General features: G+C 66.8%; 20 protein-coding genes. 8 read left to right on the forward strand and 12 right to left on the reverse strand.

All coding sequences use genetic code 11. The features are described 5' to 3' along the window. Positions 1-16 precede the first annotated feature (16 nt). Together ABD719_RS18175 and xylB are read left to right on the forward strand one after the other, a co-directional pair. Positions 17-1,159, forward strand: coding sequence for a fumarylacetoacetate hydrolase family protein (locus tag ABD719_RS18175; protein ID WP_425567220.1), 1,143 nt, complete (start codon positions 17-19; stop codon positions 1,157-1,159). Between the two features lie 8 nt (positions 1,160-1,167). Continuing rightward, a complete protein-coding gene (gene xylB / locus ABD719_RS18180; protein ID WP_344694777.1) occupies positions 1,168-1,938 on the forward strand; it encodes a D-xylose 1-dehydrogenase in 771 nt (256 codons plus the stop codon). A gap of 39 nt (positions 1,939-1,977) precedes the next feature. On the opposite strand, the gene ABD719_RS18185 is transcribed toward xylB, so the two are convergent. Together ABD719_RS18185 and ABD719_RS18190 are read right to left on the reverse strand one after the other, a co-directional pair. Continuing rightward, positions 1,978-3,399 carry a sugar porter family MFS transporter gene (locus ABD719_RS18185; protein ID WP_344694809.1) on the reverse strand — a complete coding sequence of 474 codons (1,422 nt, stop codon included), beginning with the start codon at positions 3,397-3,399 and terminating at the stop codon, positions 1,978-1,980. 46 nt (positions 3,400-3,445) lie between these two features. Further along, complete coding sequence (locus ABD719_RS18190; RefSeq protein ID WP_344694778.1) at positions 3,446-5,227, reverse strand: IlvD/Edd family dehydratase; 1,782 nt, start codon at positions 5,225-5,227, stop codon at positions 3,446-3,448. Between the two features lie 574 nt (positions 5,228-5,801). Here ABD719_RS18190 and ABD719_RS18195 point away from each other — a divergent pair. Next, the gene (locus ABD719_RS18195) at positions 5,802-6,827 is read left to right on the forward strand and encodes a DNA N-6-adenine-methyltransferase (protein WP_344694779.1); all 1,026 of its coding nucleotides are present in this window, start codon (positions 5,802-5,804) and stop codon (positions 6,825-6,827) included. 45 nt (positions 6,828-6,872) lie between these two features. Here the strand turns inward: ABD719_RS18195 and ABD719_RS18200 are convergent, their stop codons facing one another. The 3 genes from ABD719_RS18200 to ABD719_RS18210 form a co-directional block, all read right to left on the reverse strand. Continuing rightward, on the reverse strand, positions 6,873-7,373 hold the full coding sequence (locus tag ABD719_RS18200) for a hypothetical protein (RefSeq protein WP_344694780.1): 501 nt from the start codon (positions 7,371-7,373) through the stop codon (positions 6,873-6,875). A gap of 55 nt (positions 7,374-7,428) precedes the next feature. Next, positions 7,429-7,947, reverse strand: coding sequence for a hypothetical protein (locus ABD719_RS18205; protein WP_344694781.1), 519 nt, complete (start codon positions 7,945-7,947; stop codon positions 7,429-7,431). A gap of 108 nt (positions 7,948-8,055) precedes the next feature. Beyond that, positions 8,056-8,331, reverse strand: a complete 276-nt coding sequence (locus ABD719_RS18210) for a hypothetical protein (protein WP_344694782.1) — start codon at positions 8,329-8,331, stop codon at positions 8,056-8,058. Between the two features lie 406 nt (positions 8,332-8,737). On the opposite strand from ABD719_RS18210, the gene ABD719_RS18215 reads away from it, so the two are divergent. After that, complete coding sequence (locus tag ABD719_RS18215; RefSeq protein ID WP_344694783.1) at positions 8,738-11,002, forward strand: S8 family serine peptidase; 2,265 nt, start codon at positions 8,738-8,740, stop codon at positions 11,000-11,002. Positions 11,003-11,135: 133 nt separating this feature from the next. Beyond that, positions 11,136-11,804, forward strand: a complete 669-nt coding sequence (locus tag ABD719_RS18220; RefSeq protein ID WP_344694784.1) for a hypothetical protein — start codon at positions 11,136-11,138, stop codon at positions 11,802-11,804. Between the two features lie 57 nt (positions 11,805-11,861). Here ABD719_RS18220 and ABD719_RS18225 read toward each other — a convergent pair whose 3' ends face one another. The 5 genes from ABD719_RS18225 to ABD719_RS18245 form a co-directional block, all read right to left on the reverse strand. Next, positions 11,862-12,503 carry a hypothetical protein gene (locus ABD719_RS18225; protein ID WP_344694785.1) on the reverse strand — a complete coding sequence of 214 codons (642 nt, stop codon included), beginning with the start codon at positions 12,501-12,503 and terminating at the stop codon, positions 11,862-11,864. A gap of 97 nt (positions 12,504-12,600) precedes the next feature. Further along, a complete protein-coding gene (locus ABD719_RS18230; RefSeq protein ID WP_344694787.1) occupies positions 12,601-14,820 on the reverse strand; it encodes a relaxase/mobilization nuclease domain-containing protein in 2,220 nt (739 codons plus the stop codon). Next, positions 14,817-15,194: a hypothetical protein gene (locus ABD719_RS18235; protein WP_344694789.1), complete on the reverse strand. Its 378-nt coding sequence runs from the start codon at positions 15,192-15,194 to the stop codon at positions 14,817-14,819. The genes ABD719_RS18230 and ABD719_RS18235 overlap by 4 nt, the downstream gene beginning before the upstream one ends. Before the next feature lie 171 nt (positions 15,195-15,365). Then, the gene (locus ABD719_RS18240) at positions 15,366-17,156 is read right to left on the reverse strand and encodes an ABC transporter ATP-binding protein (RefSeq protein ID WP_344694790.1); all 1,791 of its coding nucleotides are present in this window, start codon (positions 17,154-17,156) and stop codon (positions 15,366-15,368) included. 232 nt (positions 17,157-17,388) lie between these two features. Continuing rightward, positions 17,389-18,297 carry a LysR family transcriptional regulator gene (locus tag ABD719_RS18245; protein ID WP_344694792.1) on the reverse strand — a complete coding sequence of 303 codons (909 nt, stop codon included), beginning with the start codon at positions 18,295-18,297 and terminating at the stop codon, positions 17,389-17,391. An 89-nt stretch (positions 18,298-18,386) separates the two neighbouring features. Here ABD719_RS18245 and ABD719_RS18250 point away from each other — a divergent pair, with 89 nt between their 5' ends. Continuing rightward, positions 18,387-19,421, forward strand: a complete 1,035-nt coding sequence (locus tag ABD719_RS18250; protein WP_344694793.1) for an aldo/keto reductase — start codon at positions 18,387-18,389, stop codon at positions 19,419-19,421. A 17-nt stretch (positions 19,422-19,438) separates the two neighbouring features. After that, the gene (locus tag ABD719_RS18255; protein WP_344694794.1) at positions 19,439-20,602 is read left to right on the forward strand and encodes an MFS transporter; all 1,164 of its coding nucleotides are present in this window, start codon (positions 19,439-19,441) and stop codon (positions 20,600-20,602) included. Positions 20,603-20,806: 204 nt separating this feature from the next. On the opposite strand, the gene ABD719_RS18260 is transcribed toward ABD719_RS18255, so the two are convergent. Both ABD719_RS18260 and ABD719_RS18265 read right to left on the reverse strand, forming a co-directional pair. Further along, positions 20,807-21,427 carry a class I SAM-dependent methyltransferase gene (locus ABD719_RS18260; protein WP_344694796.1) on the reverse strand — a complete coding sequence of 207 codons (621 nt, stop codon included), beginning with the start codon at positions 21,425-21,427 and terminating at the stop codon, positions 20,807-20,809. Then, positions 21,424-21,828 (reverse strand): VOC family protein, encoded by a 405-nt coding sequence (locus tag ABD719_RS18265; RefSeq protein ID WP_344694798.1) that lies wholly within the window; start codon positions 21,826-21,828, stop codon positions 21,424-21,426. Before ABD719_RS18265 ends, ABD719_RS18260 begins: the two co-directional genes overlap by 4 nt. Positions 21,829-22,169: 341 nt before the next feature. On the opposite strand from ABD719_RS18265, the gene ABD719_RS18270 reads away from it, so the two are divergent. Then, the gene (locus ABD719_RS18270; RefSeq protein WP_344694799.1) at positions 22,170-24,212 is read left to right on the forward strand and encodes a hypothetical protein; all 2,043 of its coding nucleotides are present in this window, start codon (positions 22,170-22,172) and stop codon (positions 24,210-24,212) included. Positions 24,213-24,300 lie beyond the last annotated feature (88 nt).

Genomic DNA, 24,300 nt, shown 5'->3' on the forward strand with positions numbered 1-24,300 from the left:
CCATCACGTGACGCTCATCTTCGACCCCGCCGACGCGCTTGGCGGCGACTGGCGGACCGGCCGCTGGCTTGGCCGGATCGATTTCGGCGACGGGCCCTCCCCCGTCATGGTCGTCGACGGCATCGTCCATGACATGAGCGGCATCGCCCCGACCGTCGCGGCGTTGGTGGCACACAGCCTCCCCGATGTCGGGACGGGGCGTGCGGTCGGCGATCTCGCCGGACTGGGCCTGTCGGTCGACGGCACGCCACGCCTGCTCAGCCCGATCGATCTGCAATGCGTGAAGGCCGCCGGCGTCACCTTTGCGGTTTCGGCGCTGGAGCGGGTGATTGAGGAGCGCGCACGCGGCGATGCCGGCGCTGCCGCCACCGTACGCGAGCGGCTGGAGGCACGTGTCGGCGGTGGCCTCGCCCGCGTAGTGCCGGGTACCGACGAGGCCGCGGCGCTGAAGACGGCGCTGATCGACGAGGGGCTATGGTCGCAATATCTGGAGGTCGCGATCGGCCCGGATGCGGAAATCTTCACCAAGGCGCCGGTGCTCGCGACGGTCGGCTGGGGCGCGCCAGTGGGCGTACGGTCGGATTCGACCTGGAACAACCCGGAGCCAGAGGTCGTGCTGTTGGTCGACACCGCCGGCCACCCGATCGGCGCGACGCTGGGCAACGACGTGAACCTGCGCGATTTTGAGGGTCGCTCTGCGCTGCTGCTGGGCAAGGCCAAGGATAACAACGCCTCCTGCTCGCTCGGCGCGTTCGTTCGCCTGTTCGACGATCGCTTCACGATGGACGATGTCCGCGCTGCCGAGGTCGATCTGCGGATCGAGGGCGAGGACGGCTATGTCCTCGACGGCAACAGCCATATGAACCAGATTAGCCGCGACCCTGAGGAACTGGTGCGGCAGGCGCTCAGCGAACATCAATATCCCGACGGTTTCGTCCTGTTCCTAGGCACACTGTTCGCGCCGACCAAGGATCGCGACGATGTCGGTCGCGGGTTCACCCACAAGGTCGGTGACACCGTCTCGATCGCCTCGCCCCGGCTCGGCCGCCTCGTCAATCCCGTCACCACCTCGAGAGACGCCGCACCCTGGGCGTTCGGCGTCGTCGCGCTGATGCGCAACCTCGCCGGCCGCGGCCTGCTGTCGGCACCCGCACGATGAAAGAATCCATGCAACAGACTTCCTCCGCAACGACCTATCCTTCGCTGCGTGGCAAGCGCGTGATCGTCACCGGCGGCGGATCGGGGATCGGTGCCGGTCTGGTCCAGGGGTTCGTGGCGCAGGGCGCACGGGTCGCCTTCGTCGACGTGGCAGAAGCCGATGCGCAGGCGCTGGTCAACCAGCTGTCGGCAGCCGCGATCCCGCCCGTGTTCTGCCGGCTCGACCTGACCGATCTGGATGCCTTGCAGGAAACGTTCGCGGCGCTGATCGAGAAACTGGGCGGCGTCGACATCCTAGTCAACAATGCCGCCAACGACGACCGTCATCGTATCGAAGAGGTCACGCCCGCCTATTGGGATGAGCGGATGAACGTGAACCTGCGCCACCTGTTCTTCGCCGCACAGGCGGTGGTGCCGACGATGAAGGCAGCGGGCGGCGGTGCGATCATCAACTTCGGGTCTGTCAGCTGGCATCTCGGCCTGCCAGACCTCATCCTGTACCAGACTTCGAAGGCGGCAATCGAAGGGCTGACGCGCAGCCTTGCTCGTGATCTTGGCCGGTCGAACATCCGCGTCAACGCGATCGTGCCGGGGAACGTCCAGACGCCGCGGCAGGAGAAATGGTACACGCCCGAGGGCGAGGCGGAGATCGTCGCGGCGCAGTGCCTGGACGGGCGCATCCAGCCTGCGGACATCGCGGCAATGGCGATGTTCCTCGCCTCCGACGATGCCCGGATGTGCACCGGGCACAATTACTGGGTCGATGCCGGCTGGCGATAGGCGATGACGGGGGCGGCGTGTTCCCGCCCCCGTTTCGGTTCAGCCTGCCATATCTTCCAGTTCGCGGCCCCGTGTTTCGTTCACCATCGCCTTCACGAAGAAGAACGACACCGCCGCGAAGAATGCATAACCGAAATAGGTGACCGACAGTCCGGGCGATACCACCAGTGCCGGAAAGCTGACCGAGATCGCGGCATTGGCGATCCACTGCGCGAAGCCCGACACCGCCAGTCCCGATCCGCGAATCTGGTTGGGGAACATCTCGCCCAGCATCACCCACATCACCGGGCCCCAGCTGGCGTTGAAGAAGATGACGTAGAGGTTCGCCGCGACCAGCGCGATCAGGCCATTGTTGCCCGGCAGGCTCACGGCCCCGTCCGCCCCCGTAACCGTGGTCGAGAACGCGTATGCGACCGTTGCCAGCGTCACCGCCATGCCGGCCGATCCCACCAGCAGTAGCGGCTTGCGACCGATCCGATCAACGGTGGCGATCGTGAACAGGCACGCCGCGATCGACAGCACGCCGGACAGAATGTTGATTTGAAGGGCGTTGTCTTCGGTGAAACCCACAGCTTCCCATAGCACTGCGCCGTAATAGAAGACGACGTTGATGCCGACGAACTGCTGAAATACCGCCAGGCCGATCCCCGCCCACAGGATCGGGCGCACCTTGCCGGTCGTCCGGTCGATCAGGTCGGACAGCTTGGGCTTGTGATGATCGGCCGCCAGCGAACCCCGGATATCCACTACCTTGCGATCCGCCTCAGCCGACCCGAACAGACGGGTCAGCACGCTGTGCGCCTCCGCCTCGCGCCCCTTGGCGACAAGGAAGCGAGGACTTTCCGGGATTGCGAGCAGCGCCACGAAATAGATCGCTGCCGGGATCGCTTGCAGCCAGAACATCCAGCGCCAAGCCGAATAGCCCATCCAAAATTCGGCGGTCGAACCCCCGGCATAGCGTGCGATCGCGAAATTGGCGACGAACGCACCGGTTAGGCCGGAGATGATCATCACCTGCTGCACGCTGGACAGCCGGCCCCGGATCGAGGCTGGGGTCACCTCGGAAATATAGACCGGCGAAATCACGCTCGCCGCGCCGACACCGAGACCGCCGATGATGCGCGCGAGGATGAAGACCGCCGATCCGGTTGCCGCCCCTGCCAGCAGGGCGCTGACGAGGAAGAGGCCGGCGGCAATCATCATCACGTTGCGCCGGCCGATCGCATCTGCCAGCCGCCCCGCCCCGAACGCGCCGATCGCTGAGCCTACCAGAATCGCGCCGACATTGACGCCGATCCCCAGCCGCCCCAGTCCGAACGCGGCCTCCAGCCCCTTCTGCGTGCCGTTGATGACGCCGGAATCATAGCCAAACATGAACCCGCCGATCGTCGCCACCACGACGATGGCGGCAATGAAGCCATGGTTCACCATCGCCTTCCCGCCACCGTCGGCCCGTATCATATCGCTCATCCTTCTCTCTCCCCCGCCGGCCATGCCGGTCTGATTCTCAGTGATTGTGCCGCGGCGTCCGCGCAGCGATACCGCGATATTTCAGCGCGAAATCCAGCACCCCGCCTTGCGCAAGCTGCCCGGTCTTTTCCCGGTACAATTCCTCCCAAGGCGTATGACTGGGGGGCACCGGCGGTATCGGATCGTCGCGACGACGCCGTGCGATCTCATCGTCCGGCACCAGAGCGTCGCAACGGCCCGCCTCCAGATCAATGCGGATCACGTCGCCGGTGCGCAGCCACGACAATCCGCCGCCCACCGCGCTTTCCGGACTGGCGTTCAGGATCGACGGGCTGTCGGACGTGCCCGATTGCCGGCCGTCGCCAAGCGTCGGCAGCGCCATGATGCCGCGCTGGATCAGATAGTCGGGCGGTTGCATGTTGACGACCTCCGCCGATCCTGGCCAGCCGATCGGCCCCGCGCCGCGGATCACGAGGATACAGTTCTCGTCGATCGCCAGCGCCGGGTCGTTGATGCGGTGGTGATAGTCGTCCGATCCGTCGAACACGATCGCGCGCGCCTCGAACGCGTTCGCGGCCCCCTCCCGCTCCAGATAGCGGGCGCGGAAGCTGGGGGAGATCACGCTGGTCTTCATGATCGCCACGTCGAACAGGTTGCCGGTCAGCACCAGAAATCCGGCCTGTTCCTTCAGTGGATCGGCAAAGGCACGGATCACCTCGCGGTCGGTGGCATGGCGGCCGGCCAGATTGTCCGCGATGCTTCGCCCCGTCACCGTCAGGCAATCGCCGTCGAGCTTTCCGGCTGCCAGAAGTTCGGTCATCACCGCCGGCACACCGCCAGCCCGGTGGAAGCGTTCGCCCAGGAACCGGCCGGCGGGCTGCACATCGACGAGCAGCGGCAGATCGTAGCCATAAGTGGACCAGTCGGCAGGCTCGATCTCGATCCCGGCATGACGCGCCATCGCGTGGATATGCGGGTGCGCGTTGGACGATCCGCCGATCGCAGTGACAACGCGGATCGCGTTCAGGAAGCTGTCGCGGGTCAGGATGCGTGAAGGACGCAAATCGTCATAGGCCATTTCGACGATCCGGCGACCGGTCTCGTACGCATATTGGCCGCGTTCGCGATAGGGCGCCGGGATCGCAGCGCAGCCGGGCAACGACAGGCCCAACGCCTCAGCAACGGCGTTCATCGTCGACGCGGTGCCCATTGTGTTGCAATGCCCCGCCGATGGCGCGCTGTCGGTGGCGCGTTTGAGGAACTCCTCCTCGTCGATCTCGCCCGCGGCCAGCTTGCGCCGCGACCGCCAGATCACCGTGCCGGACCCGACCAGTTCGCCTTCGTGCCAGCCGTCCAGCATCGGCCCGCCGGACAGGACGATCGCGGGAATGTCGACAGTGGAGGCGGCCATGATCCCCGACGGCGTGGTCTTGTCGCAGCCGGTAGTCAGGACAACGGCATCGATCGGATAGCCATACAGCGTCTCGACCAAACCCAGATAGGCCAGGTTGCGGTCGAGCGCCGCAGTCGGCCGGCGACAATTCTCGAAGATGGGATGGACCGGGAACTCCATCGCGATGCCGCCGGCGTCGCGGATACCGTCACGCACCCGGGCCGCAAGATCGAGATGGATGCGGTTGCAGGGGCTGAGGTCGCTTCCGGTCTGCGCGATGCCGATGATCGGCCGGCCCGATCGCAGTTCGGCCGGGGTCAGCCCGTAATTCATGAACCGCTCGAGATAGAGCGCGGTCATGTCCGACCGGGCGGGATCGGCGAACCAGTCGCGCGAACGGAAGGGGCGGACCGATTGGCGTTCCATGCGACTGCTCTCCTGCCCCGGCGTCATGGAAGTCGCCGATGATCCATTATCCTGATGATACCGCTATCATATGGGTTGTGTTCGTCAAGTCCGCGTGAAGATGTTTGGGTGGGGAATATCCGTGTGGGGGCGCTACCGCGGTGTGGCGTCGGACTGCCAACGGATCGGCGTGAAGTCGAGCAGGCTGTGCTATTCGGTCGCCTCCTTCATACGCTGGCGCCAAACGGTCTGTACCCAGAGCTTCATCGCCGCCCACGACATGTCGGCGGTCGGCTGGTGGATTATCGTCAGCTTCGGCTAGATTGCAGCCGTCAGCGCGACGTCTTCGAACCGCACATCATCAGGTCGCCCGGCACGTCCAGTCCGCAGCTATGAGCGACCGCGACTGCAGCCGCCGCAACGTCGTCATTCAATGCGAAGACCGCGATTAGCGGTTCCGGCAAGAATCAGCCGATCGGCCTCCTACTCTGCTACCTGAACGAGCGCCTATTTACTGCAATCGTCGCCCGGAAGCGGACAGGCGGCTTTCCACCAAGCGTTGCCGAAATGCGGCCTGTCTGCATCCGCCAATTGGGTGGACAGTGGCGGTTTGGGTGCACGGTGTGGCCACTGGTCTTGTCGGTGCCGCACAACATTAGATACCAGGACAGAATGTGAACCCAAACAGGATCATATTCTGATACACCAACTACGTGATGCGCGCCGGGCGTCCGGCTGGTCGCAGCGGACCCTGGCGGACCGGATCGGTGTCGATGCGCAAACCATCAAGCGGCTGGAGAACGGCGTCGGCTCGGTGCCGACCCTTATCGCGGCCATGGCGGCCCTAGACTTTCGCCTGACCGTTATCGCAGCGGGCAAGACGTTGCCCGAGCAGTTGCGCGCGGAGCGGCGCAAGCGGTCGATGTCGCTGAGGAGCGCAGCGGAAAAGACCGGCCTGTCACCGACCACCATCGCCAGCCTCGAGCGGGGTGGCGGATCGGTCGCCAGCCTGCTGCGCCTGCTGGCCGTGATCGCACCGAACGCCCGCCGCCGCGCGCCCGAGCGATCCTATTGGGGTCAAGGCGACAAGGACGATCGCGACATCCGCTTCACCCCGGCCGACTTCATGGCCGGCATCTACGCGGCGTTCGGCGAGATCGATCTCGACCCGTGCGGGCATCCGCTTAGTCCGGTCATCGCGCATCGACGGATCCTGCCCAGCGAAGGCGGCGACGGGCTGGTCGACGATTGGTCGGGCAAAGTCGCGTTCGTCAATCCGCCTTACTCGCAGCTCCTGCGCTGGCTGCGGCGCGCCCATGATCAGTGGCGGGCCGGCAAGGTGGAGACAGTGGTCTGCTTGGTGCCAGTCCGAACCGACTCCGCCTGGTTCCATGAGACGCTCAGCGCGGACGCGGACATCTACCTGCTGCAGGGCCGCGTCCGGTTTCTGGATATACGGGGAGCAAGCCAGCAGACCCCGTTCTCGCTGATGGTGCTGACATTGGGCGCGACGCCCGAGCAGAAGGACCGCTATGCCGAACTGGTCGCGGGGTTCTGGCTGACCCGCAGCGTCACGGCGGCATCCGGTGCACACCGCGTATCGCCAGCCATCGTTCGGTAACCCTTATCGGCGGTCGCGCCTCAATGATCGGTGTCGTCGCCACCGTTACGCCGCCTGCGACCAGACCTGGTATCGACCATCATCGGTGCCGTCGTTGCCGAGCGCCAGCTGGCGGGCGAGCCAGGCCTCGGCGCGCGCCATGCCGTCGGTGACGTCGCCGGTGGGCTTACCGTCGATGTGGAGGATCTCGCCGGGCGCCAGGCGGTAATGGCCACGGGCGCCGGCCTGCGGCAGGACGACGCCGCGGGTGCCGCCCTTCGACAGGAACAGCCGGCACTGCGTCTGGATGTGGCAGATGTCACCGCGCACCATGAAGACGACCATGCCCGTCAGCCCATAGCGGCCATCATCGTCCGTGCCATATTCAAGGTGCAGCACATCCGTGTCGCTCGTCCGTGCTTGCCGGGCGAGCCGGACCTTGCCGTCCAGGTCGAGCCGGTTGCCGCCGGTGAGCACGATGCCCTCCTTCAGCTTGCGGTTGCCGAGCAGCAGCCGGGCGACGGCCTTGGTGCAGGTGGTCTCGAACGCGTCGTTGGTCATGGTCATTGTCTTGCTTCCTTGTTTCATCCCCGCATCGGGGCCGCTTGCCCTCCTCCTCATCTCAACCCCGGTTCCTGCGGCGGCAGGCGAGCACGATCTGCGCAGCCGCGCTCTCCAGTCCGGCGGCGCGGTCCCACGCGCTGTCCCAGGGCGGCCGGAGGCCGAGCTCGAGACCGCCATCGCCGATCTTCACGGATCGGCCGGCGTCGTCGGGTACGAGGTGCAGGCTGCGGTCGCGGTGGCGGAAGAAGCTGAGGTCGGTCAGCAACAGCGGGCCGCCGACCGAGTGCAGCACGACATCGACCCGGACAGGGTCGATGGTCTCCGGATGGAAACCGTGCCGGATGAGCATGACGTCGCGCTGGCGGGCCGCGGCACAGCGCAGCAGCGCCTGATCAAAAAGCCGGGCGGTGACGGGCGTCACCGAGACGATGACGTCGTGGACCGGGAAGTCGACCGCGGCGGGCAGGCCGGTGTTGCCGTAGAGCTGGTCGGGTTCGTCGGGTTCGAGTTCGGCAAGGACATAGTGCATGAGCGCGACCGACGCGGTCGGCAGCGTTTCGTAGATCATGTTGGACATGGGGGCCTTCGGGTTTTGGCGTGATCCCCGGACCGGATCGGTCCGGATCAGGCCCCTTCGATTTTCATTCTCGTCAGGGGCTTCGCTTCGCCCCGACCGTCTTCTCCCTCAGCCCTGCCGCCGGCAGCGGTCGCGGCCATCGTGGCGGACGAGCTCGATCAGCCGCGCATAGCCCCAGCGGTCGAGCGCGCGGGCGCTGTCGGCGACGCTGATCCTGCCATTGTGCTCGTCAACCGCAGCAGGGCAGTGCGCGGCGATGATCGTCAGCATGGCGAGGCTGAACTCACCGGCGGGCTGGCGCTGCCACCATTGCCCGGCGACCACGCTGGCCAACAACAAGGCCGCGGCAATGCGGAACACCCAGGGATACCGGCGTTGCTTCATCTTCTTTCCTCCAGCGGATCAGTCACGCTGGCGGCTCGCCAAGTTCCGAGAATTGCTTGCTAAATCTACCGCTGGTTTCTGCGGGTCCGGCCTATGACGAGGCGCATGCGTCGCATCACCTGCACAACATGACTTGGTTCGTTAACCGCGCCGGCATATGAGTGGACCGTTCGCCAGCAGGCGAACCGAGGCGTGATAACCTCGCTCTTAGTAGCCGAATGCCCGGCCCGAACCAGTTTCGGCCGGGAGGCGGACGCGTATGTCCAGGGCCCTTCGGGGCCTAAAGGCGTTCGCGCTCGTCTAAGAGCGAGTTATCAACTTCCGGCTCACGGGCCGGCACCGCCTCGTTTCATGGGGCGGTGCCGCCGGCTGGAGAAGCCTGCACCGCCGAACACGGGGGGTGTGCATGGTTGTGGGATATCGCCGGCGATGGCGCGCGGCGCTTCATACAGGATCGGTCGTCTCGGGCGCATTGCTGCTTGCCGCATGTGGCGGCGGTGGCGGCGGCGTCAGCACGCCCGGCACGAACGCGCCGCCGGTGGCTACCCCCGCGCCGACGCCCGCACCAACCCCGGCACCACCGCCTACGCCTACACCCACCCCGCCGCCGACAGCTGCCGATGGCGCAGAACACAAGGCGTCGGCCGCCGTGGTCGGCGCCAGGGCCGCCTCTGCCTATGACAGAGGCGTCACCGGCAAAGGCGTGACCATCGCCGTCATCGACACCGGCATCGCGGTGAACGGTCCCGAGTTTACCGGCCGCATCTCGCCCGACAGCAAGGCGTTCGAGAACAGGATCGCGCGCTGCCCGACCTGCGCGCCCGAGACGGTGACCTTCACGCTCGACGATCTGCAGGGGCACGGCACCGAGACCGCCTCGGTCGCGCTGGCGGCGAGGAACGGCAACGGCATGCACGGCATCGCTCTAGACGCCACGCTGCTGGCGCTGAAGATCAGCGGTCCCGATCTCGAGGGCGTCACCGCGACCTCGGTTATCAAGGAGAGCAGCGCCGCCAACGCCATGAACATCGCGCCCGCGATCCGCTACGCCGTCGACAAGGGCGCCTTCGTCCTGTCGCTCAGCCTCAACGGCGTATCGAGCGGCCAGGCCGCCGCCGAACAGAGGGCGGCGATGGATCAGGTCGCCCGCGCCGACCGGCTGCTGGTCGAGTCCGTCTCCAACGATATCAACGACGACAGCGCCGCGGCCGGCAGCATCGCGCGCAACCTCGTCGGCGACACTCTCGAGCACCGGGACTGGTTCCTGTTCGGCATCCGCGTCGATGGGGCGCTACGCGCGCCCGCCGGCAACGGCCGCCCCGGCGATCTCGCCGACCGCACGCTGGCGGTAGTCGCCACGAACGTGCAGGTCGTCGGCAAGGACGGCAGCTTCGTGACGACGACGGGCAACAGCTTTGCCGCGCCGGCGATCGCGGGCGCCGCGGCGCTGCTCAAGCAATACTGGCCGCAGCTCGGCGGCAAGGCGATCGCGCGCATCCTGCTCGATACCGCCACCGACCTCGGCGACCGGGGCGTCGACCAGATCTACGGCGCCGGGCTGCTCGACATCCAGCAGGCGATGAAGGCGCAGGCGCCCGCCAGCGCCTTTGCCGCCGCCGACACGGTGCTGGCGCGCTATTCGTCGCTGACGCTGTCTGGACCGTTCGGCAATGGCGGTGCGCTCGCCCCCACCACCGCCGCCATGACGGTGCTCGACCGCTATGGCCGCGACTACCGGATGACCGGCTCCGCCGCGCCGCGCCGCCGCAGCTCGGGCCTGCTCGCCAGCGCGATGCTGGCGCCGGTCGACCCACCCTGGCTGACGCCGACGCCGACCGACATGCGGCTCGGCTTCACCTCCGCCACGACCGGACCGTGGCAGGGCACCCGGTCGAACCGCCCTGCCTCCATCGCCTTCTCGCCCGCGCCGGGTCAGTCGGTGACGCTCGCTACCAATGTCACGGTAGGCCAAGGCACAGGGTTCAGCGGCTCGGCACTGCGCGGCGTGGTCGCGACGCCGGTCGGCCAGTCCTTCGCTTGGGTAAGCAGCGGCTGGTCCGCCGGCTTCGCATCCGGCACCGCGCGCGATGGTCGTGCCGCGCTGCGCACCGTGTCGCTGACGACACCGGTAGGCATCAGTGTCGAGCTGTCGGACCTTGCCGAACAGGGTCAAGTGCTTGGCCTGCGCGGCGCCAGCGGCTTTGCACTGTCCGGTGGCAGGACGACGCTCGCCACGCTGACGGCCAGCCGAGGCATCGCCGGTCTGCTGCTTTCCGCCCGCGCCACCGCCGCGACGACCAGGGTAGAGGGCGGCTCCGATTTGCTGCGCTTCACCGGTCCGCTCGTCGGCAGCGCCTTTGCGTTTGACGCCGCCCGACGGCTGGCTGGTGGCACCGCGACGTTAGGACTCTCGTCACCCCTGCGGCTGGAACGCGCCCGTGCCACCGTGCAGGCACCGGTTGCCTACGACCTGATGAGCGGCGCGCTTACCACCCGCACCGCGAGCATCGACCTGATGCCGACCGCCCGCGAACTCGATGTCGAACTCGGCTGGTCAACGGCCTTCGGCCAGGGCCGGTCCCTGCGCCTCGGCATCGCGCACGCCGTCAATGCCGGCCACGTTGCCGGTGTTCACGACACCGCCGGCTTCGCCACGCTGGTGTTGCGGTGATCCGCGCCTTCCGGGCTCGCTCGCCGCCCACGCGGGTCGCCGCCGACCAGTAGACCACCACCGACATCGGACCTGCCACGCCGGGATGCCTCCCGGCGAACGGCGACGCACGTCCCACGCCTAAGGACCTATCATGATGACCAGAATCACCGCCACCGCCGCCCTGGTGTTGCTCGCCGCCTGCGGGTCGGCCTCCGTCGCCGAACAGGATGCCGCCGCGCAGACCAGGGTCGCCGCGAAGCCGCTGGCGATCGCGGGCGTGCGGATCGGCATGCCGGCGACCGAGGTGCAGACCGCACTCACCCGCGACGGCTGGAAGGTCGAGACCTTCCCCGGCTATGACTGGGCGACCGCCGTCGAGGAGCAGAAGCGCCAGCAGCGCGGCGCCTCCTCGTTCGACCTGCCGCGCACCGGCCTCGCCACCATTCAGGCGAAGAAAGGCGACGAGGGGTTGAGCGTCGAGTTCCGGCCGGTGCCGGCGGGCGCCGAGGTCAAGGTCGTCAAATACGAGGCACCGATGGCGGGCCGCACGGGTGCGCAGCTCCGGGCACAGCTGACGCAGCGCTATGGCGCACCGACGCGCGCCGCTTCACCGCAGCTTCCCCTCGATCTGACCTGGTGCAGCGCCGGGGAGCCGTGCCGGTCGGCGTACGGAGCCGCCAAGCCGGCGCTGCATGCGCAGGAAGACGTCTACCACAAGGCCAAGCTCATCTTGATGGAGGGCGGTGACACCGAACGCGTATGGCAGGCACAGCTGCAGCGCGCAGCCAGCGGCGGGGCGCCGGCCAAATCGTCGTTCTGACGCCACTATCACACAGGCATGGCAGACGGGGCGGCGCCAGCCGCCCCGTCGATGCGGTCATGCCGCCGCCGCGATCCGCTCCCAGCCGGCGCGAAACGCTGCCCACTCTTCCGCCCATAGGCCGTGTGCGGTGTCGGTCAGATCTTCATGCTCGGCCAGCCAGCCGCTTGGGGCATGCTGGCGGGCGAGGATGCAGATATGCGCGTGGGGCAAGGCCCTGCTCAGCTCGTCGCCGGGCGTATGCAGCGCGACCACGCTGGTCAGCCGGCGACCCCGCGCCAGATGGATGGTGGCATAGGTTGCTGCCATGTCGAGCAGGTCGTGCGCGGGCATGTCCTCGTCACCGCGCACGGTGATGACCGCCGCCAGCAGCCGCTGGTGCGGGCGCACCGCCGCGTCGTAATCGTCGAGCAGCCGGGTGAGCGCGGTGTCGGCGACGCCGCGCGCCAGCACGACCCGGTGATCGCGCGCGGTCACCGGCATGCCGCACGCTGTCGTCGGCGTGCTGCCCGCCGGTTTGATCGGCGACAGCTTTGCGCCGATCAGCGCCGCGACGCTGTTCGCCTTCTGCTTGGCGCGGGGACGCAGCAGCGCGAAACCGACACCGTCACAGCCGGGTTCGCGGACATCGAACAGGGTGTCCATCACTTGCGCCGGGCTCTGCCACGTCGTCGTCACAGCCGTCTTCTTGGTCTTCATCAGGGTATTTCCGTCTTCAAGCGGCGCGGGGCTGTTCACGCGTCGCCGGGGTCAGTTTTTCACCATCATGGTGCAGCCGACAGGCTTACCCTTCCTCTCAGCGTCCGGGCCCGGTTCTCCCGCCGCCGGGCGGGGTGCCGGTCACATCATCTGGTCCCCTGCTCAGTATTGGCGGAATGCGCCGTTGCTGTCGGTCGGCTTGCGAACCAGCAGCCTTGCCGGACGGTGCGATCGGCGAAGGTTTTGGCGTAGCCAACCTACCGATTTCGCCATGCTGCGCCGTTCCACGCTCGCGCTTGGCGCGGTCGGCAGCTATCTCGGCGAGCCGCTGTTGCGTCTCCGCCTCACGGTCCGGATTGGACAGCGCGCGTCGCTCGGGCAGCGACAGACCATCGGTGTCGATCGTCCACCGTCCAGCCTCGTCGCGCACCGGCAGGCGTTCTATCTCCTCCAATTTCGTAAAGGCGTGAGCCCATGACCGTTTTAGAATTTCAGCCTCGCGAGCACGAACAGCCTCCCGAACATCGGGCCGGTCGCCAGCAGGTTTGGGCGGCGGGGCGGAATCTGAACCGATCGTGCGTCCCGATCCATTCGGCGCTGCCGGCCGTAGCGCTGGTTTGGCAGGCGGCGCAGTGACGACGGGGTCCATCTGGTTTTTCGTCGCAACTTTGGGTCTGTCGGCAATCTTGCCTTTGGCCAGTTCCCCCTCCCTCCTTCGCACATCCGGCTCGGTGATGGCCGGCGATATCGGGACCACCCGAGATGGTGACTTGGGCTGCATGGCCTGCCACCGAGCAGCCAGATCGGGATTTGTCAGGACATGACCCAGCCCGTTCCGCTGGGCGAGCTGAAAGGTGCGCTCGCGGAACTGCTCGTCGCCGTTGACGGACACCTTGCCGTCAAACTTCAGCGCCGCCAACCGTAAGGCCGCCAGCATCGCCTGGTCATCCTGAATGACGACACCGATCCTCGTGCCGCGATCGACGAACGCGGTCGGATCTTCCGGCCCTCGCGCGTAGCGCACGCCGTCCGAACACGGATAGCCGTGATAGCCATCGATCTCGCTGGGTAGATGTGTCGTGCGGATGGCGGCGCCGCTGAAGTGCGGCAGCTCCGTCACCCGCAGGCGATTTCGCCAGCGCGAAACGAAGGTGACTTCGCGGCGATCATAATACCAGCTTTCCAGATCGGGCGGCGGTGGCATCAGCCTTGCCCGACGCTCCCGCGCCGCAGGACGCACCTGTTTCTTCTCATCCAGACTTTCACGGACCAAAGCTGCGCGCTGCTCACGACGAGCCTGCTGGTGCCGGCGCCAGCGTTCGCATTCGGCGCGATATTCGTCTGCACGGAACGCTTCGGCCAGCCGATCACCATTCGGGTCACGAGGCACGTCGTTGATCGCCGCCTCACGTGGCTCGAACGCACCGAGCCGTTTCTCGACCTGCGTCCGGGTGATGGCCCGATCCACGCTCGACGCCTTCACCCGCTCGTCGCCGACCGTCAGCGTCACGCCATTGGTGCCAACGAGGTCGTAGCGGATACCGACCTCCGCCAGCGCAGCATGCAGGTCGCGCCATGACCGCGCGGCCTTGATGCGCGGCACCGCCTCCTCCTGCACGATCCGTTGCGCCGAGCGATAGCCGGTCCGGTTCTCATACGCCGCCGCCTTCGCGCCGATCGGCTTGCGCCCTTCCGACTGCCGTGCCGCGGCACCGGCGGCCATGACTGGCCTGCCGTCCACGACCGCATAGCGGGCATCGGCTTCCGCCTGCCAGCCGAACCGATCGACGATCAGGGCGACCGCCTGATGCGCCGCCTCGCGGGTAAAGCCGTCGTTGATCTCGATCATCCGCCGTGACAGCGGGTCATAGCGGTTGAGCGCGAGATGGACGTGGCGATTGTCGGTGTCGCCATGGCAGGCATAGATGCAGGGCTGGCCATCGACGCCAAGATGCTCGACGAACATGGCGACCGTCTCGTCGATCTCCGCCGGCGTCGGCAATTCGCCTTCGCGCCAGCTGAGCAGCCAGTGATCGATCGGGTTTGGACTGCGACTGGCCGCCTGAGCCACGGCGATCATTTCGGCGCGTTGCCCGTCGATGTCGGTGCTGACGAAGTTGCGCGCACCGATATGGAAGAGGCGCTCGCCTTTCGTGTCGCCGAGCTTCTCGCTCAGCATATAGGCGACCTGGTAATCCTTCTCCGCGCCCTGCTTCTCTGGCTGCCGGAGATAGTCGACGAGGTTGCGGGCATGTCTCGCCCGTTCGACCGTCGCATTGCGTCCGGCAGGCCGTGCCGGGATATGTTTCACGATCACGGGGCGGGCGCCTTCTCGTCGTCACCTACCACGTCGTCCAGTTCGTCGACGAGCCCACGGATCGCGGCGCACACGTCGCCGAGCGTATCGGCGATCACGAACTCATTGACACCCGGCTTTTCGGCAAGCTGCTGAATGCGGCGGCCCGCCACATGCAGCGCGGCGATCTTGCGCAGCGCATCGCGATTGCGCACGCCCCCGCCGAACAGTCGCGCGCGAACATAGGCGGAGATGCCCAGTTCGCCCGCCTCGCTGACCAGACGCTGCCGCTCCTCGGCATTGACCCGGAAGACGATGCGATCGCCGGTATCGACCCGTGGCGCGCGCTTGCCACGTTCCTGACGACGCGGTCGAGCACCTTCGTCCTGGCTCACTGCCCCCTCCCCTGCGACAAGCCCCGGCGCGGAGCAGGTCTGCGATAGCAGATCGTGGTGTCATACACCACCCATCCTGCTACCTCCTTTCCTCCTTCGACAGCGCAGGCGTAGGCCGGAGCTGCTCCTTTCCTTGTTACTCCCTCATGACTGCCGTGGAGCGGATGAAGGTCAGGCGATTTCCGGCGTCGCCGCCCCTGTCTGCCGCTCGAACAGGCGGCGATAGTGGCCGTCATCGACCACCAGCAGATCATCATGCGATCCATCCTCGACGATCCGCCCCGCCGCGAACACGAGGATGCGGTCGAGCGCACGAACGGTCGACAGCCGGTGCGCGATGACGATCGCGGTGCGGCCGACCATCAGCCGCTCCATCGCCTGCTGGATCGCGGCCTCGGATACGGAATCAAGGCTGGAGGTCGCCTCGTCCAGGATCAGGATCGGCGCGTCGGCGAGAAAGGCCCGCGCGATCGCCACGCGCTGGCGCTCGCCGCCCGACAACTTCACGCCTCGCTCGCCGACCAGCGTGCGATAACCCTTCGGCAACGCCGCGATGAAATCATGCGCATTGGCGAGCCGGGCGGCCTGCTCGATTTCCGCCTGGCTCGCTTCGGGACGACCATAGCCGATATTCTCGGCCAGCGTGCGGTGGAATAGTACCGGCTCCTGCGGCACGATCGCGACCTGCCGGCGCAGCGACGCTTGCGTCGCCAATGCCACGTCCTGCCCGTCGATCGTCACCCGGCCGGCATCGACGTCGTAGAGTCGCTGGATCAGCTTCACGAAGCTGGTCTTACCGGAACCCGATGGCCCCACCAGCCCGACGCGCTGCCCGGCGGGAATGGTGACGGTCAGATGCTCGTAGAGCGGCCGGTCCTGTCCGGCATAGCGGAGGGTCACGTCCCCGAACCGGATCGCGCCCGCCTCGATTACGATCGGACGCGCATCGGCGCGATCGGCGACACCCAGCGGCTCTTCGTGAAGCGCGACCAGTTCCTCCATCTCGTTCACCGACCGCTGGAGCTGATGGACATACTGGCCGATGTCGCGGAGATAGCCGTTCAGCACCAGATAGCTGGTGACGACATAGGCCATGTCCCCCGCGCTCGCCTGCCCGCGTGACCATAGCCACAGCGCCGCCCCCGTGGCCACGATGCGGATGAGCCACAGCAGCGCGAGCTGGCCGGAGCCGGCCCAGGTGAACGCCATCCAGGTCCGGCGCGTGCGCCGGTGCCATTTGGCGACGGTCCGCGCGAGCAGCGCTTCTTCCTGCGCCTCACCGCCGAAGGCCTTTACCACCGCGTTCGTGCCGATCGCATCGGCCAGCACGCCGCCCATCTTCGTGTCCCACTGGTTCGACAGCCGCGCGATCGGTGCCAGCACCCGCGTCGCCAGCCCGACCGTCAGCCCGATATAGGCGAGCGCACCCACCCCCATTACCAATCCGAGCAACGGCCAGTGCGCGGCGAGCAGAACCACCGTCCCCACCAGCACCGTCAGCGACGGCAGCAGCGAGAGCAGCAGCACGTCGTTGAGCGTATCGAGCGCCCACATGCCGCGCGTGATCCGCCGCACGGTCGATCCGGAGAAGGCGTTGGCATGCCAGTCGGTCGACAGCCGCTGGACCCGCGCGAACGCCTCCTGCGTCACGTCGCGCATCATGCCGAGCGTCAAAGGCGTGATCGCCCACCAGCCGAGATGGCGGAACACCACCATGGCCACACCCAGCAAAGCGATGGCACCGAATGCCAGCCATGCCGCACCGGCATCGCCGCCACCGACGGCATCGATCATCCGGCCCGCATAGAGCGGCACGAACACCTCGGTCAGTGTCGACAGCAGCATCGCCGCGAGACAGGCGGCGGCGAGCAGCGGCGTCCGGCGCCACAGGCGGAAGGTGAAGGACAATACCTTGCGCAATACGGAGGCGCGCGGAAACAGGTCTTCGTCGTCATCGGTCATGGAGAGATTACCGCACCATAGGGCGCGGTCCTTGCGTCAGCGATATAGGAAACGGCTCTTATCGAAAGCCGCGCAGGTCAGCGGCGGAGCAGGCCGCCAATGCGTTGAACCCCACGGAGGAGCGTGATCTGATCGGTCATCGTCGCCCCTTCCCTGTGAATCGCTGGACGACACGCTGATAGCAGATGATGCCGTGCATCTCCATCCCGACAGGCGCGACGACGCTGCGCCGTCAATGCGCCAGTCGTTCGGCGAGGAAATCCACGAACGCCCTGACGCGCGCGGGCACGGTCGCGCCGCCCACGAACACCGCATGGATCAGCTCCACGTCGCCGGGATTATACTTCTCCAGCAACGGCACCAGCCGTCCCTCGGCGATCGCATCCACCACGCTGAACCGGCCGACACGGGTGATGCCGACGCCCGCCGCAGCGAGTTGCCCGAGCGTCTCGCCGTTGTTCGCCTCGATATTGCCCCTCACCGACAACGACATATCTCGACCGTCGCGGCGGAACGGCCAGCTCGGTTCGACCCGGCGGAAGTCGAAGTTCAGGCAGTTATGCCCGTGCAGATCCTCCGGCACCACCGGCGTCCCACGGAGCGCGAGATAGTCCGGTGCTGCGACGATCACCCGCCGGCTCTCGCCCAGCTTGCGCGCGGTCAGGCTGCTGTCCGACAGCGGGCCGAAGCGGATCGCCACGTCGGCCTGCCCACCAGCGACGTCGACCAGCGCGTCGGTCAGCGCGATGTCGATCAGGATGTGCGGATAGAGGTGGGCGAAGTCCTTGAGCAGCGGCACGACACACAGCCGGCCGTGCGACAGCGCCGCACTGATCCGCAGCCGGCCGCGCGGCGCCCCCTGATCGGCGATCTGCTGCTCGGCATCGTCGAGGTCGGCCAGGATCCGCCGCGCGGCCTGGAGATAGGCCTGCCCCTCGGCGGTCAGTGTCAGCATACGGGTCGAACGCAGCAACAGCCGCACCCCGAGACGCGCCTCGATCCGATCGATCGCGCGCGCGACCGCCGATGCCGTCAGGCCGACCATCCGACCAGCCGCGGAGAAGCTGCCCTGCTCCACCACTGCGGCGAACAGCGCGAGCGAGCGGGCACGATCGGTTTCGCCGGTCAGCTTTGCATCCAACGCACAGCTCCTTCGCCTCTCCGCCGGGTTATGGCCCGGCGGCGTTCCCGCCATTTATGCGCCTGAGGGAAAGCATGGAAGGGTGGCAGATGGAATATCGACAACTGGGCGCATCGGGACTGCGGGTGCCCGCGCTGTCCTTCGGCACCGGCACGTTCGGCGGCACCGGACCGCTGTTCAGTGCATGGGGGCAGAGCGACGCAACGGAGGCGCGGCGGCTGGTCGACATCTGCCTCGATGCAGGTGTCACGCTGTTCGACACCGCCGACGTCTATTCCAATGGCGCGTCGGAGGAGGTGCTGGGCGCGGCGATCAAGGGTCAACGCGACGCGGTAATCCTCTCGACCAAGACCGGCCTGCCGCTCGGCGACGGGCCGCAGGATTGGGGCGTCTCACGCGCGCGGCTGATCGGCGCGGTGGAGGCGTCGCTGCGCCGGCTCGGCACCGATCATATCGACCTGCTTCAGCTCCACGCCTTCGATGCCTCGACGCCGGCCGAGGAACTGATGGGCACGCTCGACGGGCTGATCGCGGCGGGCAAGGTCCGCTATGCCGGCGTCTCCAACTATCCCGGCTGGCAATTGATGAAGGCGCAGGGCCTCGCCGACCGCCATGGCTGGCCCCGCCTCGTCGCGCATCAGGTCTATTACTCGCTGATCGGCCGCGCCTATGAAACGGACCTGATGCCGCTCGGCCGCGACCAGGGCATCGGCGCGCTGGTCTGGAGCCCGCTCGGCTGGGGCCGCCTTACGGGACGGATCGGACGTAACCGCCCGATCCCCGCGGGCAGCCGCCTGCACGATACCGAACAGTTCGCCCCACCGGTCGAGGCAGAGCATCTCTACCGCGTGATCGATGCGCTGGAGGCGGTTGCGGTCGAGACGGGTAAAAGCGTGCCACAGATCGCGATTAACTGGCTGTTGCGGCGGCCGACCGTCGCCTCGGTCATCATCGGCGCGCGCAACGAAGCGCAGCTACGCGACAATCTTGGCGCGGTCGGCTGGTCGCTCACGGCAGAGCAGATGACCGCGCTGGATGCGGCAAGCGCCGTGCTGCCGCCCTATCCGCACACGCCCTACGTCCAGCAGGAGGGCTTTGCCCGCCTGAACCCGCCGCTCGTCTGACGACAGGGATTAATTCCATGAAGCTCAATCCCCCTCTTCTCGCGCTCGCCATGGGTGCGTTCGGCATCGGCGTGACCGAGTTCGCGCCGATGGGCATGTTGCCGGGCATCGCGTCCGATCTCGGCGTCTCGATCCCTGCGGCGGGGCTGCTGGTCAGTGCCTATGCGATGGGCGTGCTGATCGGCGCGCCGCTGATGACGCTGACGACTGGCCGCGTGAACCGGCGGACGCTGCTGGTCGGGCTGATGGCCATCTTCACGCTCGGCAACGCGCTGTCCGCGCTCGCGGACGGCTATTGGACCCTGATGGTCGCGCGGGTCGTCACCTCGTTCAACCACGGTGCCTTCTTTGGCGTCGGCTCGGTGGTCGCCGCCAGCCTCGTGCCGCCCGACCGGCGCGCGGGTGCGGTCGCCGCGATGTTCACCGGGCTGACGGTGGCAACGATCGGCGGAGTGCCCCTTGCTACCTGGGCCGGCGAGGCGCTCGGTTGGCGCACCGCCTTTGCCGGGATCGCCGGCGTCGGTGCGGTGGCGATGCTGGCGCTACGCGTTGCCCTGCCCTCGTTACCGGCGTCGACCGATGGCGATATCGCGGCCGAACTGCGCGTGCTGACCCGCGGACCGGTGCTGGCGGCGCTGGCGCTGACCGTGGTGGGCGCCAGTGCGATGTTCACCGTCTTCACCTACATCGTCCCGATCCTGCGCGAGGAAACCCACGCTTCGACGGCGTTCGTGACAGCGATGCTGGTGCTCTACGGCATCGGGCTGACGATCGGAAACACGCTCGGCGGACGGCTGGCAGACCGGTCGATCGGGCGGACGCTGGTCGCCAGCTTCACCGTCCTCGCCGTGGCGCTGATCGTGTTCGCGGGCGTCATGCACTGGCCGTGGCCCGTTGCCGCCACGATCCTGATCTGGGGCATCGCCAGCTTCGCCATCGTGCCGCCCTTGCAGATGCGGGTGATGGAGGCGGCAGCCGACGCGCCCAACCTTGCCTCGGCGATGAACATCGGTGCGTTCAATCTCGGCAACGCGATCGGTGCGGCGCTCGGCGGCGGGGTGATCGGTGCGGGGCTCGGCCTGCCGGCGGTGTCGCTTGCCGGTGCCGGCATGGCCGCCGCCGCGCTTGCGATGCTGCTGGCGTTCCAACGCCGGCCGCGTGCCGACGCCTGCCCCGCTTAAGTTACGGCCGTCACCCCTCGAGCGAATTCGCCACCATCTTCCTGCGGTTCGGGATACCGCTTCATCGTAATAGGGTGAGCGGTATTCCGCTTTAAGTTCGCTGGACGAGCATCGGTCGAAGACATTGTCGCCACGCCTCGACGGGGCGACGCTCGCGAAGGGGGTTCGTGGCAGATCCGCATCCGGCTCCGCCCATGGGCTGGCTCAGCCCCTTCCGGTGGGACGCTGGCGCGCCAGCCAGACGGTGCGATTTCCGCAATCCGGATCCTCCACCACATGCGCGACGACATCGAAGCCGTTCGCGTCCAGCAGCTTGCGATACTCCTTCGGATCAAGGCTGCCGTGATAGAGCGGCTCACCCTCCAGCGCGCCGATCGCAGCGCCTTCCGCATTGCCACTGGTGAACATCAGCGCTGCATCTGGATTGGCATGCGCCGCGAAGCGCGGAAACATGCCGCGCTGCTCGTCTGGCGACAGATGGAAAAAACTGTCCCAGGCGAGCAACCCGGCGAACCGTCGGCCCAGTGCAAGCTCGCGCATGTCGCGGCGATAGGCGGTCATGTCCGGGAAGTTCTCGCGAAACAGCGCCAGCATCGTTTCCGCCGCATCCACCCCGGTCACGCCGAACCCGCGGCGCGCGAGGTCCCGCGCGATCGGCAATCCGGAACCACAGCCGATATCGAGGATCGCCCCGCCAGCGGGCAGCAGGGCGCAGAAGCGATCCAGCCATTTGGCTTCAACCAATCTGGTAGTCCGCAGCGCGGCCCATGCGGCGCCATGGCGCTGGTAGAGGTCGACGACGGACCCGCTCTCGCGCACGGTCACGCCGGACCACCTTCACGGACCGGCTGGATCAGATCCCAGCGGTTGCCATAGGGATCTTCGAACACCGCCACCGTGCCATAAGGCTCGTGTCGCGGCGGTTCGGTGAAGCGAACACCACGATCGATATAGCCCTCATAGTCACGGGCGAAGTCGTCGGTCTCCAGAAACAGGAAGACCCTGCCGCCTGCCTGATCGCCGATCGCGCGACGCTGGCGGTCATCGACGGCACGCGCCAGCAGCAGGCCGCTCGCAGCCCCCGGCGGCGCCACCACGACCCAGCGCTTGGCCGCGGCGACCGCCGTATTCTCGCGCAGTTCGAAGCCGAGTGAACCCACATAGAAGGCGATGGCGTCGTCATAGTCATCGACCAGTAGCGCGGTCAGGCTCAATCGCTGGGGCATCTTGACTCCGGCGGGAGGGAAACGGGGGCCTAGATTTTCTCCGACAATCGTCCCGGAAGCGCCAGCCTCCCCAGACGGCTTGGCTCTCGCTTGCGACGGGCGGTCGATGCCGAACGGCCGGAACCGGCTTGCCGTTTTGTACCCATCGTTGTACCCATCGCTGTGCAACCCGCCAACAGACGGGTTGAGCGATGACGTGAAATCAAGCACTTAGCTTGAGATGAAATTAGGTCGGGAATCCTGTCTCCCCGACCAACTCACACTAAGTCATTGATTTCACGTCGCCAACCCGGCGATCGGGAACCGTTGTACCCCTCGTTGTACCCATTGGGGGCTGAGGCGTGGGATTGCCGAACCTGAAACTGCGCGGCGGCAGCTATCATTGGCGGCGGAAAATCATGGTGGCGGGCCGGCCGCTGCCGCTCTCGATTTCGTTACGGACCGGGAATTTTTACCGCGCCCGCCTTATGTCTGACCGACTGAGCGTCGCAGTCGAGGGTTTGCGCATGGCCTATGGTCAGCTCACCGGCATGAGCCGCGAGCAGATGAAGCAGGTGTTCGGCGACGCCCTGCGCTGGCAGTTGCAGCGGATCGAACAGGATCAGACCGGCAGCCTGGCGGACCCGGGCGATCACGCCACCGCCAATTCGCTTCACGCCGAGGCGTGGGAGTTTCTCGCCCGCAGCGGCGTCGAGGCGCGCTGGACGCTCGACGAGCATCAGCGCCTCGTTGCGAACGGCTGGAGCCCCGCGCAGGCCAAGACAGTCGCGAACATCGTCTTCGATCTTCAGAACGGCGGCGCCGTCTCCGGTGAACAGCTGGCAGCCTATAGCGCGGCCTTCGACTTTCCCGTCACGGCGGAGAATGTCGGGCGGGTTCGACGCTTGATCTGCAAGGCCAAGGCGGCGGCGTGCCGCGAGGCGACAGCTCGGCTTTCCTGGCAGGAGGACGAGGGCGAAGCTTGGATCGACGAGGCACTCGGCGACGAAACCCCCTTCGCTTTCGAACAATCCGGGCCCACTGCGGCGCCCGAGGTCGTCACGCCTGCCCCGGCCGCGGAAGACGAACCGACGCCGCCGCTACCGATCCGTCCGAAGAAGGATCTGATTGAAGCCAGCGAGGAAGCGATCGCCGAGCACCAGAAGGCCGGCGACTGGGACGCCGACACGGTCAAGCAGGTGCGGACAGCGATCCGCCTGTTCGATTATGCCTGCGGCACCGGCATCATGATCGAAGACCTCCAGCAATTCCACGTCCGCGCCTTCACCAAGCTATGTGCCACCCTGCCGAACCGCTGGGGCCGAACCCGCGAGGAGCGCGCCGGCGGCTTCGAGGCCAGCCTTGCCCGTGCCGCGACCCTGCCCGCGTCCGAAGTCGGCCTCGGCCAAGTGACCATCAACAAGCATCTGACGTGGGTGACGTCGGTCCTCGACCATGCCGCGGGCGAGGATGGCGATGAAACAGGGCATCGCCCTGCGATCCCGCTTCTGTTCAAGACGGCTCGGAAGGGCGCGGGCAAAGGCCCGCGAAAGGACCGCAAGCGCAAGCGCAAGCGCAAGCGCAAGCGCAAGCGCGACAAGCGCGCCAACTGGACGAAGGCCGAAGTCGCGTGTCTACTGTCCGCGCCGATCTGGGCGGGCACGAAGGGTATCGATCATCGCCTGACGCCCGGAACCCAGATCATCCATGACGCCTGGTACTGGTTGCCGCTCATGCTGCCCCTGTATGGCGGCCGCAGCTCCGAACTCGCTGGCTTGGGGCTGGCCGAGGTTCACGAGCAGGAGTCGATCCCCTATTTCGTCATCGACTATACCGAGGATCGCCCGCTCAAGAACGTCCAGTCGATCCGCAAGCTGCCGATTCATCCCGAACTGATCCGGCTCGGCTTCATCGACTATATCGGTGAATTGCGGCGCGCTGGCTGCACGATGCTCTTCCCCGAAATGGGGTCGGCCGACTCGTCCAGCTTCGCGAGCACCTTTTACAAGACGATCTTCAGCAAGCTGCAGCGTTGGGCGTTCCCCGAGGGCACCGACTGGCGTCGCCGGATCGGCGGGGCGTGGAAGGACAAGGACGTCCACAGCTACCGCGGCCTTGCCACCACCGCGCTGAAGGGCCGCGTAAGCGATAGCGTGCGCTGCGACATCTTCGGCCACGAAGGCGAGACCGAAACCGCCAGCACCTATGACGACCAAGCAGACCTGCAATTGAAGTTTGATGCGCTGACGCTGCTGACGCCGTTCACCGCGCATATTGAGCCGCATCTGCCGGTCAGGATGAGGCCGCAGGATCGTCTTCGCCACGGTGCGTCGTGGCGGCAATCTCGTCTGACGAAGGCACGTTCTGGAAGTACGGCAGTTGCGACGGCGACACGTAAGACGTAGATTACGCGGCCTCGCTGGGTGTTTGTCGGGGCAGTGTAAAAAAGACCCAAAAACGGTCATTCAGCTGCTTCTCGACGTTTATGCAAAG

The organism is Sphingomonas cynarae, from assembly GCF_039537815.1.
In the GTDB taxonomy this organism is placed as follows: Bacteria; Pseudomonadota; Alphaproteobacteria; order Sphingomonadales; family Sphingomonadaceae; genus Sphingomonas; species Sphingomonas cynarae.

Bases quoted from the DNA above. Each gene is read 5' to 3' on its own strand.
- xylB (WP_344694777.1), top strand. From the start codon at position 1,168: ATGCAACAGACTTCCTCCGCAACGACCTATCCTTCGCTGCGTGGCAAG.
- ABD719_RS18185 (WP_344694809.1), bottom strand. From the start codon at position 3,399: ATGATACGGGCCGACGGTGGCGGGAAGGCGATGGTGAACCATGGCTTC.
- ABD719_RS18190 (WP_344694778.1), bottom strand. From the start codon at position 5,227: ATGGAACGCCAATCGGTCCGCCCCTTCCGTTCGCGCGACTGGTTCGCC.
- ABD719_RS18200 (WP_344694780.1), bottom strand. From the start codon at position 7,373: ATGACCATGACCAACGACGCGTTCGAGACCACCTGCACCAAGGCCGTC.
- ABD719_RS18205 (WP_344694781.1), bottom strand. From the start codon at position 7,947: ATGTCCAACATGATCTACGAAACGCTGCCGACCGCGTCGGTCGCGCTC.
- ABD719_RS18210 (WP_344694782.1), bottom strand. From the start codon at position 8,331: ATGAAGCAACGCCGGTATCCCTGGGTGTTCCGCATTGCCGCGGCCTTG.
- ABD719_RS18215 (WP_344694783.1), top strand. From the start codon at position 8,738: ATGGTTGTGGGATATCGCCGGCGATGGCGCGCGGCGCTTCATACAGGA.
- ABD719_RS18220 (WP_344694784.1), top strand. From the start codon at position 11,136: ATGATGACCAGAATCACCGCCACCGCCGCCCTGGTGTTGCTCGCCGCC.
- ABD719_RS18225 (WP_344694785.1), bottom strand. From the start codon at position 12,503: ATGAAGACCAAGAAGACGGCTGTGACGACGACGTGGCAGAGCCCGGCG.
- ABD719_RS18240 (WP_344694790.1), bottom strand. From the start codon at position 17,156: ATGACCGATGACGACGAAGACCTGTTTCCGCGCGCCTCCGTATTGCGC.
- ABD719_RS18250 (WP_344694793.1), top strand. From the start codon at position 18,387: ATGGAATATCGACAACTGGGCGCATCGGGACTGCGGGTGCCCGCGCTG.
- ABD719_RS18255 (WP_344694794.1), top strand. From the start codon at position 19,439: ATGAAGCTCAATCCCCCTCTTCTCGCGCTCGCCATGGGTGCGTTCGGC.
- ABD719_RS18265 (WP_344694798.1), bottom strand. From the start codon at position 21,828: ATGCCCCAGCGATTGAGCCTGACCGCGCTACTGGTCGATGACTATGAC.